The sequence below is a fragment of the Candidatus Jidaibacter acanthamoeba genome, from assembly GCF_000815465.1.
In the GTDB taxonomy this organism is placed as follows: Bacteria; Pseudomonadota; Alphaproteobacteria; order Rickettsiales; family Midichloriaceae; genus Jidaibacter; species Jidaibacter acanthamoebae.
In genome coordinates this window covers 13561-33646 of the sequence record NZ_JSWE01000186.1, presented here as the reverse complement: position 1 = coordinate 33646, position 20086 = coordinate 13561, and the positions used below count along the sequence as shown (strand labels likewise).

Annotated in this window: 17 protein-coding genes; 10 read left to right on the top strand and 7 right to left on the bottom strand. The window is 35.6% G+C overall.

Translation table 11 applies throughout. The annotated features are described in order from the left end of the window. Nucleotides 1-87: 87 nt before the first annotated feature. Together NF27_RS09040 and NF27_RS09035 are read right to left on the bottom strand one after the other, a co-directional pair. Entirely contained in the window at nt 88-909 is an 822-nt protein-coding gene (locus NF27_RS09040) for a DsbA family protein (RefSeq protein WP_039458578.1), read from the bottom strand. 72 nt (nt 910-981) lie between these two features. Next, entirely contained in the window at nt 982-2283 is a 1302-nt protein-coding gene (locus tag NF27_RS09035) for a M48 family metalloprotease (protein WP_039458577.1), read from the bottom strand. Between the two features lie 127 nt (nt 2284-2410). Here NF27_RS09035 and flhA point away from each other — a divergent pair, with 127 nt between their 5' ends. Both flhA and priA read left to right on the top strand, forming a co-directional pair. Next, nucleotides 2411-4531 (top strand): flagellar biosynthesis protein FlhA, encoded by a 2121-nt coding sequence (gene flhA / locus NF27_RS09030; protein ID WP_039458575.1) that lies wholly within the window; start codon nt 2411-2413, stop codon nt 4529-4531. A 7-nt stretch (nt 4532-4538) separates the two neighbouring features. Next, complete coding sequence (gene priA / locus NF27_RS09025) at nt 4539-6503, top strand: replication restart helicase PriA (protein ID WP_039458574.1); 1965 nt, start codon at nt 4539-4541, stop codon at nt 6501-6503. A gap of 9 nt (nt 6504-6512) precedes the next feature. Here priA and cysS read toward each other — a convergent pair whose 3' ends face one another. From cysS to NF27_RS09005, 4 genes are all read right to left on the bottom strand, one after another. Beyond that, on the bottom strand, nt 6513-7850 hold the full coding sequence (gene cysS / locus NF27_RS09020; RefSeq protein WP_039458572.1) for a cysteine--tRNA ligase: 1338 nt from the start codon (nt 7848-7850) through the stop codon (nt 6513-6515). A 33-nt stretch (nt 7851-7883) separates the two neighbouring features. Continuing rightward, nucleotides 7884-8831, bottom strand: coding sequence for a peptidylprolyl isomerase (locus NF27_RS09015; protein ID WP_039458571.1), 948 nt, complete (start codon nt 8829-8831; stop codon nt 7884-7886). Nucleotides 8832-8850: 19 nt separating this feature from the next. Next, nucleotides 8851-11049, bottom strand: a complete 2199-nt coding sequence (locus NF27_RS09010) for an LPS-assembly protein LptD (protein WP_039458569.1) — start codon at nt 11047-11049, stop codon at nt 8851-8853. A 133-nt stretch (nt 11050-11182) separates the two neighbouring features. Further along, on the bottom strand, nt 11183-12070 hold the full coding sequence (locus NF27_RS09005; RefSeq protein ID WP_039458567.1) for a branched-chain amino acid transaminase: 888 nt from the start codon (nt 12068-12070) through the stop codon (nt 11183-11185). 63 nt (nt 12071-12133) lie between these two features. Here NF27_RS09005 and rsmA point away from each other — a divergent pair, with 63 nt between their 5' ends. After that, a complete protein-coding gene (rsmA, locus tag NF27_RS09000; protein WP_053332739.1) occupies nt 12134-12970 on the top strand; it encodes a 16S rRNA (adenine(1518)-N(6)/adenine(1519)-N(6))-dimethyltransferase RsmA in 837 nt (278 codons plus the stop codon). 2 nt (nt 12971-12972) lie between these two features. On the opposite strand, the gene NF27_RS08995 is transcribed toward rsmA, so the two are convergent. Beyond that, nucleotides 12973-13398, bottom strand: coding sequence for an arginine repressor (locus tag NF27_RS08995; RefSeq protein WP_053332738.1), 426 nt, complete (start codon nt 13396-13398; stop codon nt 12973-12975). A gap of 75 nt (nt 13399-13473) precedes the next feature. On the opposite strand from NF27_RS08995, the gene NF27_RS08990 reads away from it, so the two are divergent. The 7 genes from NF27_RS08990 to NF27_RS11410 all read left to right on the top strand — a co-directional run bounded on the left by NF27_RS08990 (nt 13474) and on the right by NF27_RS11410 (nt 20084). Beyond that, nucleotides 13474-14250, top strand: a complete 777-nt coding sequence (locus NF27_RS08990) for an ABC transporter substrate-binding protein (RefSeq protein ID WP_039458566.1) — start codon at nt 13474-13476, stop codon at nt 14248-14250. A 6-nt stretch (nt 14251-14256) separates the two neighbouring features. After that, entirely contained in the window at nt 14257-14910 is a 654-nt protein-coding gene (locus tag NF27_RS08985; protein WP_039458564.1) for an amino acid ABC transporter permease, read from the top strand. Continuing rightward, nucleotides 14894-15586 carry an amino acid ABC transporter ATP-binding protein gene (locus tag NF27_RS08980; protein WP_039458563.1) on the top strand — a complete coding sequence of 231 codons (693 nt, stop codon included), beginning with the start codon at nt 14894-14896 and terminating at the stop codon, nt 15584-15586. The genes NF27_RS08985 and NF27_RS08980 overlap by 17 nt, the downstream gene beginning before the upstream one ends. Before the next feature lie 120 nt (nt 15587-15706). Further along, nucleotides 15707-16267, top strand: coding sequence for a hypothetical protein (locus NF27_RS08975; RefSeq protein ID WP_039458562.1), 561 nt, complete (start codon nt 15707-15709; stop codon nt 16265-16267). A gap of 61 nt (nt 16268-16328) precedes the next feature. Next, complete coding sequence (locus NF27_RS08970) at nt 16329-16814, top strand: hypothetical protein (protein ID WP_039458560.1); 486 nt, start codon at nt 16329-16331, stop codon at nt 16812-16814. Nucleotides 16815-16951: 137 nt separating this feature from the next. Beyond that, entirely contained in the window at nt 16952-17464 is a 513-nt protein-coding gene (locus tag NF27_RS08965) for a FixH family protein (protein ID WP_039458559.1), read from the top strand. Nucleotides 17465-17669: 205 nt separating this feature from the next. Then, nucleotides 17670-20084 (top strand): flagellin N-terminal helical domain-containing protein, encoded by a 2415-nt coding sequence (locus tag NF27_RS11410; RefSeq protein WP_053332737.1) that lies wholly within the window; start codon nt 17670-17672, stop codon nt 20082-20084. Nucleotides 20085-20086: the final 2 nt, after the last annotated feature.

Here is a 20086-nt window from a genome sequence, read left to right as displayed (position 1 = left end):
AAAAACCTCTCCGAATATTTGGTAGAATAAACGAAGAGGGATAAAATTAATATTATTTTTTTAGTGTATTATTATAAAGTTACCGGCTTACTTTGAATCTGTGGATGGAGTAACTTTATTCGGCTGCTCTGCTTTAGCTTTAGCCTCGTTAATTTTCGCAACTAAGCTTTCGTAGCCTAACTCATTCATAAGCTCTCCTGCTATAATAAATGTAGGAGTTCCGCCTATACCGACTGTTCTGGCAAGATTCTGGTTAGCTTGGATAATTTCATTTATCTTATTATCAGTTAAAGCCTTTTTAAGATTAGGAATATTAACTCCGACTTTACCCGCTAAGCTAAGTAAAGCTTCTTCGTCTTTCTTACCCTTGTCGTTTAGTACCGCTAAGTGAAATGCTAAATATTTACTCTTATCAACTATATTTACAGCTAAAGCATATCTAGCCGCAAGTACTGAGCTTTCGCCTAAAATCGGTAATTCTTTAAATACATATTCTATATCGGGATTCTGTTCAATAATTTTAGACTTGATATTTGATGTATGTTTACAATAACCGCAATTATAGTCAAAAAATTCAATTACTTTAACTTTAGCATTCTTCATTCCCACTCTCGGGTCATCCGAATTATTTTCAAGTTCCGCTAAATGAGTTTTTATTTTCTTACCTGATTCAGCAATGGCCTCTTGCATTTTTTTCATTTGATAGTTTTCTAATGATTTAATAATAGCTTCAGGGTTATCTTTAATGACTTTTATAATAGTTTCTTCAAGAGCACTTTCATTTTCTCTAAATTTTTCAGTATTGAGTTTTTCCACAGAAGGAGATTTAGAATAATTAAAATAAGCAAACCCCAGGAAAGCAAAGAACCCTAAGAGGAAAACATAGGTGGATAAAATTCTATAATTCATATTGATGACCGTACTTTATAATTTACTGCAACTTATCTTTTAAAAGTTTTATGATAATAAGCAAGTGATTTTCTATTTTTTTATTGCTGTTTTAGCTTCTTCCAGTGCGCTTATATAAAATGGGTCTTTGATATGATTGGATTCACTGTTTATACTATTAATGAATTTTTTAGCAGTTTTAGTATCTCCGATAATTGAAAATGCATGAGCGAGAGCTATATATGAATAGTCAGTCATATTTTCCTTACCTAAAACAATTCCTAAGCTATGCCAAGCGCTAAAATTTGATCTGTCGACATCAATCGCAGAGCGTAAAAGTTCCCCGGCTTTTTTAAGGTCGGAATCGGCGGTAATTAATGCGGAAGCTAGCTCGATTTTAAATATGGTAGATGTACTTTTAAGTTTTAATGCTTTTTCATAATAAGTAATAGACTCGTTAACCTTACCGTTTTCATATAGAAATTGAGCCTTAAGTTCAATAAAATACGGGTTATTCGGTTCTACTAAGAGCAATTTATCTATGAGTTCAAGTGCGGTTTTTAATTTTCCGATTTTATAATAAGCAATCGAATGTGCATATAGGTCAGGTTTATCATTGCCCCCATACTTTTTGAAAACTTCCTTAAAGGGAGAAGTAAAAGCAAATACCTTAGCTACAATCATTTTATATTTATGGTTTAAGCTTGAAGGGAGTGATCCTAAAGAGATGTTAGTATTTTGTTTAATATAATTAATTCTTTCTCTGGAAACCGGGTGGGTGAGAAGATAAGGATTTGAGCCCTTATAAAAAATTCTTTCATTACTGTTTAAGTGGCGAAGGAGCTTAGATAAGCCATCAGGAGACAACTTAATCTTCTCTAAGTATTTAATTGCAGCAGCATCTGCTTGTGATTCCTGTATTCTTGAATGCTTTAAAAAATCCATTTCCGCAGCATGTTTCCCACCCAATGCTACTGCACCAAAGGTTTCAAAGTTTCCGCTTAATAATCCTGCGGCAGCTCCCAAAATAGTACTTGCAATCATTTTATTTTTCAAAGATTCCATCTTTTCGCGAGTTAATGAAATATGCCCTAAAGCAATATGAGCACACTCATGGGCGATTACTCCCGCGAGCACATCCGGGTTATCCGAAAAAGTAATCAGGTCGGTAAAGATAAAAATATTAGTATTATCCATTACAAATGCATTAATGCTTTTATCGCCGACTATTTTGATTTTTAAATCTTTACCGGGCAAACCTGCTGCTCTAAAGATCGGTCGCGCAATTTCAGTTATTACTTCTTCTGCCTCTTCATCAATTATTATTTGCATGCCGTGTGCAGTGTTGCATATCAGAAATGCTGCAATAAAAATAATGATTTTCGAAATATGCATTTTTTACTTAGTAGGTTTTGAAGTAGTTTAACTTTAAAATTCTTAGAAATAAAAGAAAAAAGTATTAACAAAATATTATTCCCACCTATACTCATACTTATAAACATATTATATTGTAAGGATTTAAATGCGCATTGGGAGTTTCAATCTGCCATTTGATAAGGAAGGAATCTTAAACGGAATTTCCGGTTCAAAGCGCAATTTAGATATCTTTTTTGCAGTAGGTGTTCTTTGTATAGTCGGGGTGCTTATCTTTCCGATTCCCCCGATGGTAGTCGATTTTCTTTTAAGTATTTCAATCACACTTTCAGTTTTGATATTAATGACATCGCTTTTTATTGATAGGCCTCTGGATTTTAGTTCATTTCCTACCGTTTTATTAGTTGTAACCATGCTAAGGCTTTCCTTAAGTATTGCAACCACCAGGCTAATATTAAGTAAAGGGCATACGGGTACCAGTGCGGCAGGACATGTAGTTGAGGCATTCGGTTATTTTGTTATGCAAGGCTCGGTTATAATCGGTGTTATTGTTTTTGCTATTCTTACTATTATAAATTTTATCGTTATTACTAAAGGTTCGGGCAGGATTGCAGAGGTGGCAGCAAGATTCAGCTTAGATGCAATGCCCGGGAAGCAAATGGCTATTGATGCCGATCTTTCAGCCGGTTTAATCAGTGAAGAAATAGCTCGTAGCCGCAGAAAGCATTTAGAAGACGAAAATACTTTCTTCGGAGCTATGGATGGTGCTAATAAATTTGTTCGTGGCGATGCTATTGCTGCGCTGCTTATCATATTTATCAACTTTGTTGCCGGTATTATAATCGGTACCGTGCAAATGGACATGAGTTTTGAAAAAGCACTTACCACATATACCATACTTACTATCGGTGACGGGTTGGTTACTCAGATACCGGCATTAATAGTTTCTACGGGGGCAGGTTTACTGGTAACAAAATCAGGTTCTACTGGCTCCGCCGAAAAGGCAATATTTGAGCAGCTGGGAAGTTACCCGAAAGCTTTAGGGGTTAGTTCGGGGTTAATTGCATTTATGGCGATGATGCCCGGAATTCCTGCCATTCCTTTTCTATTCGTAGCCGGTATAACTTCAGGACTTGCATACTATTTAAATAAGGCTAAAGCTAAGGTTAAGGAGGATGAAGAGAAAGCGGACGGTATAGCTCAAGGTGATGAAAGTGTTGAAGGAGCTGCTCCTGAGGATGCTTTGAGTGATACTTTACAAATTGATACTATAAAACTGGAATTAGGTTATGAATTATTATCTTTAATTAATTACCAAAAAGGCCATAAATTAACTGATCAGATAAAAGCCTTAAGAAAGCAGATTGCCAGAGATATGGGGTTCATTATACCTTCAATTAGAATACAGGATAATCTCGAGTTGGATCCGACTACGTATTGTATTAAGATTAAAGATATAGAGTGCGGCAGGTCGAATGTCAGGCCGGAAATGCTGTTAGTAATGGAGCCGAAAGGAAAAGCCATTGAGCTTCCGGGAGAAGTCACGACTGAACCTGCTTTCGGATTAGCTGCTAAGTGGATACTTGAAGATCAAAGAGAAGAAGCGTTATTTAGAGAATATACGGTAGTTGACCCGCCGACGGTTATTATCACTCATTTGACGGAAATTATTAAGGAAAATATAACTGAGCTACTTACCTATAGCCAAACCCAAAAGCTAATCGACGGATTATCCCCCGAACATAAGAAGTTAGCTTCAGAGATCATTCCTTCACAAATTTCTACTACAATTTTACAGAGGATTTTACAGCAGCTTTTAGCCGAAGGAGTATCAATTAGAGATTTATCCACTATTCTTGAAGCTGTTTCCGAGATTTCGGTGAACACCAACAATGCATCAAAAATTGCAGAACATGTCAGAACCAGACTTTCTAAGCAAATATGTCATACTAATACTAATGAAAGAGGGTATATACCGATAGTTATATTATCGCCTCAATGGGAGCAGGCATTTTCAGATGCAATTACCGGGGAAAATGATGAAAAGCAACTTATAATGGCGCCGAGTAAATTGCAGGAATTTGTCGCTTCCATTAATAAAGTTTTAGAGAGGCATGCACTTGAAGGAGAGTTTCCCGTAATTTTAACTTCCTCAAATCTTAGACCTTTTATTAGAGCTATTGTTGAGAGATTAAGGGCAAATATAGTAGTGTTATCGCAAAGCGAAATTCACCCCAAAGCTAAAATTAAAACTATAGGTCAAATTTAATTAAATAATGGAAACACTTTATTCTGTTTTGTTGCCACTGAGGTTTGATAAGACTTTCACCTATAAATATACGGGTGAAGATGACTTATCGCACGGGCAGTTAGTTAAAGTTTCTTTCAGAAGCTCCGAGATAATCGGTGTTATTATAGGTAAAACCAATGAAAGCCATGGTAAACTTAAGGAAATCAGTAAAGTTTATAGGGGGCTGAAATTTGAAGAAAACCTTATAAAATTTATTGACCGGGTAGCAAATTACAACATGGTACCAAGAGGGTTAATACTTAAAATGGTACTTGGGGGCAATAAGCATTTTGATAAAGAAGTTAAAATTGAAATCGGAGCGCATAAAACCATATCAAACTTAGTGAGCTTAAGAGACGAACAACAAAGTGCTTTAGCGCTTATTCAAGAAAAGTTGTCACAAAATCAATACAGCTCCATTTTACTTGAAGGTATAACCGGTTCCGGTAAAACGGAAGTTTACTTAAAAGCCGCGGAAGAATTAATTAATCAAGGTAAACAGACGCTAGTACTATTGCCTGAAATTGTTTTAACCACCCAACTTATGCAAAGATTTGAAGAAAGGTTAGGTTTTAAACCGGTTCAGTGGCATTCAAGCATTTCTCCTAAGGAAAAAAAAATATATTGGGAGGCGGTTTTCAGCGGTAAAGCAAAGTTTATAGTCGGAGCCAGAAGTGCATTATTTCTGCCCTATAAAAATTTAAAGTTGATTATAATTGATGAAGAGCATGACCAATCATATAAGCAGGAAGAAGGAGTAATCTATAATGCTCGAGATATGGCGATTTTAAGGGCAAGTTTGGAAAAAATACCAATTATTCTCTCTTCAGCCACTCCCTCTTTAGAAAGTATATATAACGTTAAGCAAAACAAGTCTGAAAAAGTTTATCTTTCTTCTCGTCACGGAACAGCAACATTACCGGAAATTAAAATAGTTGATTTGAATAAAGAGCAGCTTAATAAAGGAGAATGGATTTCTCCCACTTTAAAAAGCCACCTTGAAGAAATCCTGGCTTCAAAGCAACAATCTTTATTATTCCTTAATCGTAGAGGGTATGCTCCGATTACCTACTGTAGTAACTGCAAAACTAAAGTAGAATGCCCGGACTGTAATTTTTGGATGGTAGAACATAAGAAAAAAGGTATTTTACAATGTCATTACTGTGGGTATTCAATTGAGAAAGTGCAAAAATGTACTACATGCGGCAGTACGGAAAAAGTCTTTGCCTTAGGCCCGGGGGTGGAAAGAATAGAAGAAGAAATCAAAAAACTTTTACCTGATGCCAGAACTGTCTTATTTACCAGCGATACCATCGAAAACCATAAAGAAGCTGGAAAGATAATTGATGCAATTATGAACAATGAAGTTGATATTGTAATCGGTACCCAAATGGCGGCAAAAGGGTTGCATTTCCCTAAGCTTAACTTAGTCGGAATAATAGAAGCTGATAAAAACTTAGTCGGCGGAGACATAAGAACACTAGAGCGGACTTATCAGTTGCTGCATCAAGTTTCAGGCAGGGCAGGGAGAGAAGTTGAGAAAGGAGTAGTAATTATTCAAACTTATGAACCGGAAAGCGCATTGCTAAAAAACTTAAGCAATGGAAATAGTGAGAAGTTCTATGAAGCGGAGTTAAATGATAGAATGGAAGCTGATATGCCCCCCTATTCAAAACTTGCAATTATAACTTTACAATCTATAAGCGAACAAGCTTGTTTGGATACCGCGGATCAAATCGCCGTTCACATTCCTGAAACCGGCAATATTACCGTTCTAGGCCCTTCGCCTGCTCCGATCTTTATGTTAAGAAAAAGATATCGTTATAGATTCATTGTTAAGAGTGCAAAGAATATAAATATGCAAAAGATTATTGCTCATTGGCTTTCTAAAATTAATCTCTCTCCAAGAGTTAAGCTTAAGATAGATATCGACCCTTATAGCTTTTTATAAGAGGCATTGTCAAAGCTTGCTGATTTCAAAAGTTCCTTTGGTATCTTTTATAGTATAACCTTTTCTCTCAATTTCTCCTCTTAAAGAGTCAGCTAATTGCCAATTTTTCTCCGCCTTAGCTTGCATACGCTCATTTGCCAGCTTTATAATCTCAACAGGTATAGCTTCAACATCTTTTAATAAATTTAAACCTAAAAACTCAGCGTTTCTATAAAGATGAAGCGCCATAGTTTCATTGCCTTTAAAAAATTGATCAGCATAACCATGGAGTCTGGCAAGAGCTGCAGGAGTATTTAAATCATCTTTTAAATCTTCCGTTACTTCAAGTGTAGCTGTGGAGTCAGAATCCTCTTTATTAAATTTGCTTAATACGTTTCTGAATCTCTCAACAGCCTTTTTCGCATCATCAATTGCTTTTTGAGTAAAATCTTGAGGCTTGCGATAATGAGTCGTGAGGTAAAAATACCTTAGCACAGTGCCCTCAATTCCTTCATTTAAGGCTTCTCTCACGGTTTTAAAGTTATTTAGGCTTTTGCTCATCTTCTCGCCGTCAACGGTTAAAAAGCCGTTATGTACCCAGTAACGCGCAAATTCGACAGAATTATTAGCGCATACGCTTTGAGCAATTTCATTTTCATGATGCGGAAAAGTTAAATCTATTCCTCCACCATGGATATCAAAAGTATTACCGAGGTGCTTTTTACTCATTGCAGAGCATTCAATATGCCAACCTGGTCTACCCCTACCCCATGGGCTTTCAAAGCTGGCATGGTATTCATTTTCTTTTGCGGGCTTCCATAAAACAAAATCAGCCGGGTGCTTTTTGAAAGGTGCAACCTCTACTCTTGCTCCTGCAATCATTTCTTCAACACTTCTTCTTGAAAGTTTGCCGTACCCCTCAAAAGACTCAATGTTAAAAAGAACATGTCCTTCTACCGGATAAGCAAACCCTTGCTTGATTAGGCTCTCGATCATTTCAATCATCTCTTGGATATGTGCGGTTGCTCTCGGCTCAATTGTCGGAGGAACGCAAGAAATGGCCGCTATATCTTCGTGATAATATTTGGTAATACGAGTGGTTAGGGAGCTGATATCTTCTTTATTGAGCTCGGAAGCTGTAATGATTTTATCGTCGACGTCAGTAATATTACGAACAAAGGTAACCTTAGGGTACACTTTTTTCAGTAACCGATATAAAGTATCAAACACTACGGCAGAGCGCGCATTACCAAGATGAGGACGATCATAAACAGTAGGACCGCAAACATACATCTTAACATGGAGCGGGTCTATGGGGATAAATTCTTCTTTAACTTTGGTAAGTGTATTAATTAAAAATATGGACATATTTTTTTATATTACCCGATTTGGATTTAAGAATTATTTTAAATCAATAAATGCTTGGTTTCTAAGTTTTAAAAGATAAGCCTTAACTCGGTTATCGAGCTTCCTTTGTTTCAAAGATTCTTTTAATTCCTCATCTTTAGCTAAATTTGAATGGGGCAAATCTTCTTTTTGCTGTGGAGCAGTCTTTCTATCAAGTACTTTTATTATATATACACTGTCATTCATAATTATGGGCTCAGAAATTTCACCCGGCTTAAGATTAATTACCGCTTCAGCGAATTCACTAGATAGCTGCTTGATATAAAACCAACCTATCTCTCCTGATTTAGTAGCACTGGAGCTTTGGGAAAAGTTCTTGGCAAGTTTGGCAAAGTCAGCGCCGTTTTTAATTTGGTCAGCTAATTGTTCTATTAAATCTTTAGCTTCCTCAATATTATTAGTGCCGGTAAAGATTGCTATTTCTGCAAGTCTTACTCTATCTTCATATCGAGTTGTTGAGTGAGCTTTTTGTAATAAAGGGGAATCTTTGATATCCTGCTCGGTTACTACTACAAACGGTTCAATTTGAGTTTTAATAAGTTTCGACCAGAGTAATTGATGCTTTATTTGATTTTCCAGTTCATCCTGAGAGATTCCCGAGTTTTTTAAGAATGCATCAAGTTGGCTAATCTTTAAATTATTATTAGCTGCAATAGTATGAAAAGCACGTTTAATATCTATTTCATCAACTATGATATTTAATTTTTTTGCTTCCTGTTCAAAAAGCTTCTCATCTATTAGCATCTGTAAAACTTGAAATTTTAAAGCTTCTAAAGCTTTCGGGTTGTGAGGCAGATTGTTGGATTTTACAACCAACTCTATTCTGCGATTTAGATCCAGGTCGGTTATCGGCATATGGTTTACGACTGCAACAACTGCTTGTTCAGCAGCATATGAGAGTTGGTAAAAGGCAATAAATATAAATAACAATATTTTCTTCATTCTACTTCTTTTCCTTTAATTAAAATCCTGGAATCTTAACATTTAAAGCATATGTTGTGCTTGGTTTTAAATCATTAAGCTTTGTATGATCTCTTTCTACAATAAAAAATGTCTGTAAGCAATCTCCTAGATAGTTAAGATTCACCCCTTCGGAAATTTTCTTACTTGCTCCGGGGATTTTACCGCCTAATTTTCTCTTTACATATCCCCCAAGCCACCAATCATTATAAATATTATATGAAGCTGTGCTTGTTATATCTTTGCGATAAATTTTATTATGTTGGTTATTATAGGTTAATATTTTTTTACCGACTTCCATATAATTTATTGACATATTCCATTCAGGTAAATTTAATGAAGTATATACTTCATTACGCATTACGGACAAATCTTTGTTATCTAATCTTAATTTATGCACAAGGTATACTTCTTTGATGGGCTGTAAATATACTTTACTTACATAATCGGATCTTTTTTCCATAAGACCGGAAGCTTTGCCGTAATTTTCATGCTTCTTAAAATTAATAACTTCTCCGGCCGTGAAGCCTAAGTTCTCAATATATTTGCTTTTTAAATTACCTCTTAAGCCGTAATTTAAACGAGATCCTGTTTCTAATTGGTCATGCCCTAAATACCTGTTGTTACTCATCAAATTTAAAGCAGAAATTTCAAAAAACTGGCTATCCTCATTAGGAATTATATATGACGGTTTATGATCACGAGCAACTATGAGATTTGCAATCGGTTCAAGAGTTATTGTTCCGAAATTAGTATGGTTTATAAGAGGTAATCTCCATTCAATATCAAATTGAGGATAAGCCGTTGTGGTGTTACCTACCGGTTTATCGCCGGTAACTTTTTTAGAGTTATTACTTTGGTGTACTTGATAATAATCACCTCTAATGCTTCCGCCTATTTGTAATAACTGCCCGTAGGGTAAAACAAAAGGGACTTTGTATCCTACTGTAGAAGATAACCTTTGATATTTTATGCCGGTATTTCTATGTAAATTTAAAGCATCAATATCAAAATAAATTTTTGAGTTATTATACTCTAAGTCTTTATCAAAATAACCTCTCAACCAAGGAACGACTCTAGGAGCTGTTTTCCAATCCGCGTCAGTATAAGCTGTATTTAAATTTTGGAAGTATAGAGTATCTAAAAATAAATAATTATTATCCCAAAAGTTCCTAACAAACCCATTGGTAGTTAAGATATCTTCTTGGCTGATTTTATACTTTTTAAGATATGTTTTACTCTTATCATATACTCTCATTAAATTAAGACCGATATAACTATCAAACATAGTATTTTCTAAAGTAAAGAGAGATTCGAAGTTAATATGGCCTCTCACTTGTTTACTGTTTTCAACCACTGTACCGTCTTTTAGAACTTTCTTAGTATCAATCATGCTACCTTCTAAGAGGTATTCACCATGATTGGTTAAGTGCCTGAAATTTCCTTCCAGTAATGGTTGATCTTTTGTAAACAGCCTGACTGATGTAGTTGCATCCATGTTAGGGGCTATGTTCCAGTAATAAGGAGTTTTTATGCTGTAACCGAAGTCATTTGTCCAAGCGAAATTTGGTGATAAGAACCCGCTCTTACGTTTGGCTCCCGGAGTAGGAGTGACAATATAAGGCGTATATGCAATCGGAGTTCCAAAAGCTTCTAATCTTGCATGTTTATAAGTGATAGATTCTTTATCTCGGTCAATTAAGGCTTCTTTTGCCCTAATTTGCCATAAGGGTATATTGGGAAACATATTGTTTTCACATATCCGGCAGGTTGAGAAGACTACGTTGCCCATTTGCATCTTAGTTTTACTGAAAATCTCTACTTCTGATGCAGATATTAAACCGTTTTCAGTAAGTCTTCCTTTAAAATTTAAGGCTCTTCCTTTATATAAAAACCTATCAAGATTTAAAATGTCGGCAAAATAAACGCTGCCGTCCTCTTTAAGAATGGCAATATTTCCTTTAGCGTAATATTTATCTTCAGCCTTATGGTAATGCATTTCTTCAGCTGTTAAGACTTCATTGCCTTGTACAACTATAACATCTCCCTTAAAAATAATGACCTCATCGGCATCATTGTAAAAGAGATCGGTATATTCTATATATACCGGTTTATTTTGGGAGCTTACGTAAGTATTTCCGTAACTTATTTTATAGGTAAAGAGTATTAAACCGATAAAAAATAATATTAAACGCTGCATTGTTAATTTCAAATAAAGTAAGTATTGTTATATTTAGCAAAAAATTATAATTTTAACAACTAATTAACTTTGTTAATCATTTGTTAGAAAACCGTAAATAATTTACCGGTAATGTGTTCGGATTATTGTTAGCCTAAGCATTAACCAACTTGCTGTAAGCTTCCATTAAAAGTTTAAGTTTGTGGTTTTTTATATCAAAACCATAGGTGGCTTTAGTTGCTGCAATTTGCCCGATCGGCATTATCTCAATAGCCGTGCCTGTAAAAAATGCTGCCTCAGCTTCATTTAAATCTTCAATTTTTATATATTTCTCTATTACCTCCATACCATTAGTCTTAGCAATTTCAATTACAGTTTGCCTGGTAATTCCGTTTAAAAAACAATCTGGGATCGGGGTTAAAAGTTTGTTACCTGTAATAATGAAAAAATTTGAAGTAGTTGCTTCAGTAATATTTTGGTTTATATCAAGCATGAGGGCATCATCAAATCCTTTTGCGGTAGCTTCATTTTTTACCATGGTTGCAATCATATATATTCCTGATGCTTTGCTTTTAAAAGGCGTACAATCGGCCGGAGGCTTTATCCAATTGCTTATTACAACCCTTGCTCCTCTTTCTCGTATAGTTGTTCTAGATTGTTCAAAAGTTTCCCATCCCGCAATTGCAGTATGCACTTTGCAATTATTTCCTGAAATTAGCATAGTCTCACTGCCGAGCCATGCGACCGGTCTTAAATACCCATCTTTAATATTTTGTTTTTTGACTACGTTAATTGCAGCGAGCTCCAGCTCTTCCAGTGTAAACGGTAGATTATACCCGACAAGTTTTGCCGAATTAATTAACCTTTGCTGATGCTCCCTTAGTTTAAAGGGTTTATAATTATAAACTCTAATACCTTCAAAAACGGTACAGCCGTAATGCAATCCATGAGTAAGAATGTGAATTTTAGCATCTTTCCATTCGACAAAATCGCCGTCAAACCAAATAAAACCTTCCCTTTGATCAAATGGAATAAGAGACATAAAAAACTCCTGTTAATTTATAAGAAGCAAGATATATTAGTTGCAAATTCAAAGCAATAATCTATGGATAAAATTTCAAATATACTGCCTTCAATTAGTGAAATAATTAAAAGATATAGATTAACACCAAACAAAAAGCTTGGGCAAAATTTTATACTTGATACTGATATCACTGATAGAATAGTTTTATCGGCCGGAAATTTAAAAGGGATTAATGTACTCGAAATAGGTTCGGGAGCTGGTACTTTAACCAGATCATTATTAGCAAGTAATGCTGAAAAAATTGTTGCCGTTGAAATGGATGTAAACTGTATTAAAGCTTTAGAAACTCTAATTGCTGCAAATGTTGAGCGTTTAAAGGTAGTGCAAGGAGATGCTCTCAAAATTAAGGAAGAGGAGGTAATTGACTATCCTGCTAAGGTGATCGCCAATCTTCCATATAATATCGGTACCGAGTTAGTATTAAAGTGGATTACAAAAACAAATTTATTTGAGTCTATCACGGTAATGTTGCAGAAGGAAGTAGTGGAAAGAATGTCGGCAATGCCTTCAACTACGCATTACGGGAGGCTCTCAATTATATGCCAATTGTTATGTGAAGTTGAGAAAAAGTTCGATGTTGAAGCACATCATTTTTATCCTCCTCCTAAAGTAACTTCAAGTATAGTAACTATAACCCCGAGAAAAGAACCTCTTTATAATGCAAATATTAGTAAAGTAGAGAAAATGACTCAAATCTTATTTGGTCAACGTAGAAAAATGGTCAGATCTATATTAAAGAATAAAGTTCAGAACCTGGAATCAGTGCTTGAGGAGTTAAACATTAATCCGCTTGCAAGGCCGGAGAATCTTACACTTAAAAATTTTTGCGATTTGGGAGATAAAATTATTCCCTTATAAACTTACATTATGAGCTCTTCAACTTGTTTTCTGGCTAGATGTAATTTATTAGGATTCTTTACTGCTATAAAAATTGTATCATCTCCGGCTATAGTGCCTGCTATTTCTGATGCCAGCCGGGATTTAGCTTCGATTTCATTATCAATTATAATAGCTATTGAATTGGCAACACCCGGAATAGTCTTGACTATAAGAAGATTGGGCTCCGAAATATTAATATATTTAATAACTTGCCTAGAGAAAAAGTTTTTTTTCTCTTTTAATTTGTAAATGCCGTTCTCTTTTTCAATATTCAGCTTCTTTAATTTTCTGGATAGTGTAGATTGCTCTACGTGTTCTTGCGACAACTCTTCTACCCTAAGCACTAAAGCTTCCTGGCTAGAAATTTTCTCATTTTTTATAATCTCTAAGATCAGCTCTTCAATCATAGATTATGAAGTTATATGTTGCATATGTATGCATAATAGATTAACATATCAGCTAAAGAAAAGTCGAGAACAAAAATGAAAAAGAAGCTTGTAATATTAGTTTTAGGTCTATTATCAATTACGCTTATAATGTGTTTAAACCCATTTGCTAAGCATGATAATATAGATAAGGATATAAAAAAAACATTAGTTATGGGAGTATCTTTAGACTATCCGCCTTTCGAATTTATGCATTTGGGTAAGCCGCAAGGGTTTGATATTGATTTAGCATATATGCTTGCAAATGAACTTGATTTTAAGCTTGAGATTAAAGACATGGATTTCGGTTCCTTAATCCCTGCGTTAAATAGCAAGCAAATAGATTTTATTATTTCAGCTATGTCGCCTTCTCCCGAACGTGCCAGAAATGTAGATTTCACTAAATTATATTACCAGGCTAAAATAGAAATCTTAACTCTTGACTCGAAAGACACGGAAGCAGTATCCCGATTTGAAAATAAAAAAATCGGAGTACAGATGGGTTCAACTATGGAAACTTACTTAAAGAAAAAACAAGCGGGCATACCATCATTGGAAATCTTATCTATTGCCAGAGTTCCTGCATTAATTGAAGAATTAAAAATCGGAAGAATAGACGGAGTTTTATTAGATGCGGAAATTGCAAGAAAAATAATCTCCAAAAACCCGAACTTAAAATCTAAAGTTATTGAAGATTTTATAGGCGGCAATGCAGTTGTCTTACCCCTAAAGTCAGAACTTACAAAAGCTTTTAACTATGCTTTGGATAATCTTGAAAAAGAAGGCAAGTTAAGAAGCTTAGAACAAAAATGGATTGTTGAAAGTAAAGAGTAAAAATTTATGACTAATTATGATTTTCAGTGGGTGTTATATATTGTTGAAGGAATAACTATTACTTTACAGTATTCACTTACCTCAGTGTTTATCGGGTTTTTCCTCGGGATTATATTCGCATTTGTTATTTTAAGTGAAAATAAAGTGCTCTCTTTTCCTGTGAAGCTTTATGTTTCAATAATAAGAGGTACCCCCCTTCTACTGCAATTAAGCATTGTCTATTTTGCCGTGCCTGCCCTTACCGGGTATAAGATATCGGCGTTTGCTTCCGGAGTTATTGCCTTTTCTATTAATTCAAGTGCTTATATATGCAATATAATCAGAGCCGGGGTTCAAGCAATCGACAAGGGGCAATTTGAGGCAGCCGGAGTTTTAAATATACCTTATTTCTTTATGATGAAAGATATAATTTTACCTCAGGCATTAAAAAATATATTACCTGCACTTATTAACGAAGTAGCCGGTATGATTAAAGAATCATCAATTATTGCGATAATCGGGGAGGCAGACCTGATGAGAAGAGCGCAAGTAGTTGCAGCTGAGCAGTATACCTATTTTGCTCCGCTTGTTGTTGCCGGGATCTGCTACTATATACTGGTAATTACTTTAACTTATTTTGCTAAAATTTTAGAGACGAGATTACATGCTAAGTATAAATAATTTAACTAAATATTTTGGCGACCACAAAATATTAGACGGGATAAACTTTAAAGTTAGCAGAGGAGAAGTTATTTCTATCATCGGCTCATCGGGAAGCGGTAAATCAACTATTTTAAGATGTATAGCAGGCTTGGAGGGTTATACCCAAGGTGAAATCAAAGTGGCTGCGAATAATAAAAAACATAGCATAGGTATGGTATTTCAAAACTTTTGCCTTTTTCCTAATATGACCGTGTTACAAAATTTGACCTACGCACCGGTTAAAATTTTGAAGAAAAGTAAGCGGGAAGCAGAGGATAAAGCAATAGAGCTACTTAAAAAAGTCGGGCTGGAAACTTCGGCGGATAAATACCCTTCCGCTCTCTCGGGCGGTCAAAAGCAAAGGGCGGCAATTGCAAGAACATTATGTATGGAACCGGAAATCCTGCTTTTCGATGAGCCGACTTCAGCACTTGACCCCGAAAACGTTAAGGAAGTTTTAGAAACCATAAAACAACTCGCGCACACTAATATTACGCTTATTATAGTAACCCACGAGATGCTGTTCGCTAAAGAGATTTCCGATCGGGTTATATTTATCGACGGGGGCAAAATCTTGGAAGATGCCCTTACCTATGAAATATTCAACAACCCTAAGAGTGAACGCCTAAAGCTATTCTTAAAAAATATTTTATAATGATAAATCTTGTTTCGAGCATAATTTATAGTTAGTCTCAAAACATTAGGTTCTTATTAAATACATAAAATAACTACTTAAAAGAGAGTCGTTTATATAAATATTAAGGGGGAAATAAGTATGACAACTTCAATTAGTTTTTCATCGAACACTAACATTATCAATTCTGCAAAAATTGATAATAATCAAGACCAATCCGGTAGTGTTTTAAGTGGGAAGGAAATCCATCCCCCTATAGAATTTAAGTGGGTTATTTCCGATTTTGTATGGGATCTTTCAAACGAAGAAGTTGCAAAAAAGACCGGAGAAGCAATTGATGCGGCGATTGAAAGAGTAAAGGCGTTACGTTCCCAAATAAATATAAAGAAGTTTATTTATGATTCGGCGGCAATGGAAATTGAGAATGAGAATGTGGTGCTTGGAGTGCCTGATCGTTCAGCATCAGGTATTCTGGAAGGTTTAGCCACGGTGCTTGGAGTGCCTGATCGTTCAGCATCAGGTATTCTGGATGGCCTAATAAGAATGAAAGAGCTTACTATGCAAGCTGCTATGGGAAGTTCTTCACCAAATGGAAGATGGTATTACCACAATAAATTTGAACAGCTTGTAGATGAACAAGAACGCCTTGTAAAGACTGTTTCTGCAAATATAACTTTTACAAGCTACAGCAGGTACAAATGATGCTACAGCTGCTTTAAACATAAATGGAGTCATTTTTGATTTTGACTTTGGTGGTTCAACCGTGGTAACCGGTGCCAATATAATAATAGACGGAGATTTAACTACTACTAAAGCAAGTGCCATTGCTGACATTATTAACAATGTCGGTGCTGATTATCATTCAACAATGACTGAGCAAAATGCAGCAAGGCTATCTGATCTGGTTGCAGCTGTTAATGGTAACACTTTAACTATTAACAGCAAAAAAGAGGGTGTTGCAGGGTTGTTTTTAGTAACTGCAGGCGGTGTAGCAAACTCAGCTGAATACATGGTGTCTACTTCAGCGGGAAGTGTATTATATACTGTTAATAATACTGCTGCAGGAACTATAAGCGCTTGTTGCTATCAGGGATTTAAATTAGAACAAGAACACCTTGTAAGTACTAGGGTATTCAACAATAAGGCATTACTTGAGGGCATATCTTTTAAAGACGAAAATTTAAGCGATAACACCTTTGACGGAGCGGTTCCGGTGGATAATGCCGTATATATCGATTTTGAGTATTAAATTCTCTGATAATACTATTTAGCAACCGGCTGTTATATAAAAATAATCGGTTGCTAAGTAAGTCAGCCTAAAAATTTAATCAGCAAAATATTGCTTTTATATTATGCATGTAGTATTTCCTATATTTAAGCATCTTGGTGCGCCATATTTTAAAAGAGCATGCTATGGAAACCAAAAAATCTATAATACCATATTTATTTATTGCCTTCATACTTCTTTATGTGACCTTAGACTCAATCTTTATTTACATTTCCAAAAATTCCTACAATGGGATTATTACGGAGAACGCTTACCAAAAAGGGTTGGATTATAACCAAGTAATCAAGGAAAACGAAGCACAAAAGAAACTGGGGTGGATCGGTAACCTCAGATATTATTTGGTTGGAAAAAACTTAATCGAACTTGATTTTACTCTTTTTGATAAGAAATATCGTCCGGTTAAAGGTGGGGAAGTTGAAGTACGAATTATGCGCCCCGTAAATGATAAGTATGATATGGTTGTGAAGTTGGAGGAAATTTCCTCCGGTAGATACTCAAAAACAGTTCAACTTCCTCTTCAAGGGCAATGGGAAATAAAACTGAAAGCTTCCGTTAAAAACGATGTATTCTTTTTAAACAGAAGGATCACAATTAGTGATAAAGAGCAGTAAGAATATAATATATATACCATTTTGTATATTAAATAAAAGTTAAGAAAGCTTCCTGGGCTTTTATAATAATTGATAAAAAGGTATTGCCATGAATTCATTTTAGATTTAACATTAAATTATTAGGTAAAGTTTTAATATAGATTCAATCTTTATCTACTACAGAGACATTAGTCTCAATCAAAAAAATCCAAGTAGGAAAAAAATTATGACAACTTCAATCAGTTCAAATTTAATTGCGAACACTACGGGCGCAACAATAGGCAAAACCAGCAGCGCAATCGCAAAAGCCGCTAAGCAATTATCAACAGGAGAAAGAATTACCAAAGCATCAGATGATGCGGCAGGTTTATCGGTCGGTACCGGTTTAAAAATAAACATGACTGCACTTAAAACTGCTTTAACGGCGACAGGGCAAGCAAATGCAGTGCTTGGGGTGGCTGACGGTGCGGCGACCGGGATTCTGGATGGCCTAACAAGAATGAAAGAGCTTACTATGCAAGCTGCTATGGGAAGCTCTTCATCAAATGAAAGAGGCTATTATAACGAGGAATTTCAACAACTCGTAAGTGAACAAGATCGTCTTGTGGTTACCAGCACATTCAACAATAAGGCATTACTTGACGGGTCTCTTTCCGGTGGTAAAGGCGTAGAATCAAATACTGCTTCCGCGAGTGAAGGTGCAACCGCTTCCGCAAATATAACTTTTACCGGAACCGTTGGTACTGCTAACGCAGTAGCAGCTTTAAATATAAATGGTGTCGCATTTGATTTTGACTTTACCGGTGCTGCAACAGTTGTAACAGGTGCTAATATAGTAATTGACGGAACATTAACTACTACTAAAGCAAGTACCATTGCTAACATTATTAATAACGTCGGTACTGATTATCATTCAACAATGACTGAGCAAAATGCGGCAAGGCTATCTGATCTGGTTGCAACTGCTAACGGTAATACTTTAACTATTACCAGTAAAAAAGAAGGTGTTGCAGGTTCATTTTTAGTAACTGCAGGCGGTGTAGCAAACTCAGCTGAATATATGGCGACTACTTCAGCAGGAAGTACATCATATACCGTTATTAATGGTACTGCAGGAACCGTAAGCGGTTATTACTCGGCAGGTTCTACAACCGGTTCTTTAGGAAGAAGCTCAGTAAGTGTACAAGGTACAGTTGGTGATAACATTCTTAAGACCTTAACTCAAACTACTGCAACTTCAGGCTGGGTGACCGTAAATGCAACTGATTTAGCAAACGAGGATGTATTAAGTGTATTCGGAACAAAACTTACTTTAAAAAATAAAGTGGAAACTCCTGAATCACAAATTTTAAGAAGTACTTCAAGCGATTTGGAAACTTTAAAAAATATTGCAACATATTTAAATAATTCCGAAGATTCTAATATTGCCAATTATATCTACGAAGCTAGATTAGATTCCGGTAACCTGCAAATTAGAGCTACTGCAAAAGGTGCGACAAGTACAGTTAACGGTGCAAACTTAATAATCGATACTACAACCGTATCGGTTAGTGCAGGAACCGCAGGTGCTGCTGACGGGATTGATGTTTCTCATATTAGTGATAATGCTTCCTTTATGGGTAAGCTAAGTGGCTTTACAGCAACAAGAACCGGAGATGATGCAGTTAAGTTAAGCATAAAAGCCGGTGACTATACTTATGAAGCAGAAGTGAAAGACACCGCTCCAACTGCAGATTATATTATCAGAATGAAATCTAACGATTTAGACGGGAAAGGCGGATGGTTTGATTTACAATTAGCTGCTAACAATGGTGTTACTGTTGCTAACCAAGCTGAAGCTGATAACTTTGCTAAAAGAATTAATGATGCTGTAGCTACGCTTAATTTCTATCAAAATAGAGATATCTCTACCTTTGATGCAAGTGGAACTTCAATTGAAGATACTGTAATCAGTATGACTTCAAAAAGCTTTGATGCAATTAATGTTGCAGATATTAAAGTTGTCGGTTCTACGGAAACTAATGACCAAAAGGCTCAACTCAGTATTACCTTAAGTGACGGCAGAACTTTTTCTAAAACTGATTTAGCTGAAAGCGCACCTAAAGGACAAAAAATTGAGCTTATTAACACCACAGACAGCAATGAGAAGATTTCTATTATTTGGGGTAAAGATGTTAAGTTTATAACTGACACTGAAGTAAGCACCTTAAATAATGATTTACTTTCAGCATTTAAAGCAAACCAAGCCGGAATGAGCTTCCAAGTCGGAACTAAAACCGACCAGGTAATTGATGTAGAATTGGGTGATTTAAGTACCAAAGCTGTATTTAAAGGTGAAGTTCTGGATATTACAACCGAAGAAGGTGCAAAAAAGGCCGGGGAAGTAATTGATGCGGCAATTGATGAGGTAAAAGGAGCGAGAGCTAGTATTGGTGCACAACAAGCAAGGTTTGACAGTGCTGCATCAAATATTGCAACCACTCTCCAAAATACTGATGCTGCAAGAGCTGTATATCTTGATACTAACGTTGCCGAATCATCTACTAACTTCGGGCTAGCTCAAGTTAAGATGAATGCGAGCATTTCAGTATTAGCTCAAGTAAATAACTTACCGCAAAGTTTGTTAAAGCTACTTGGTTAATA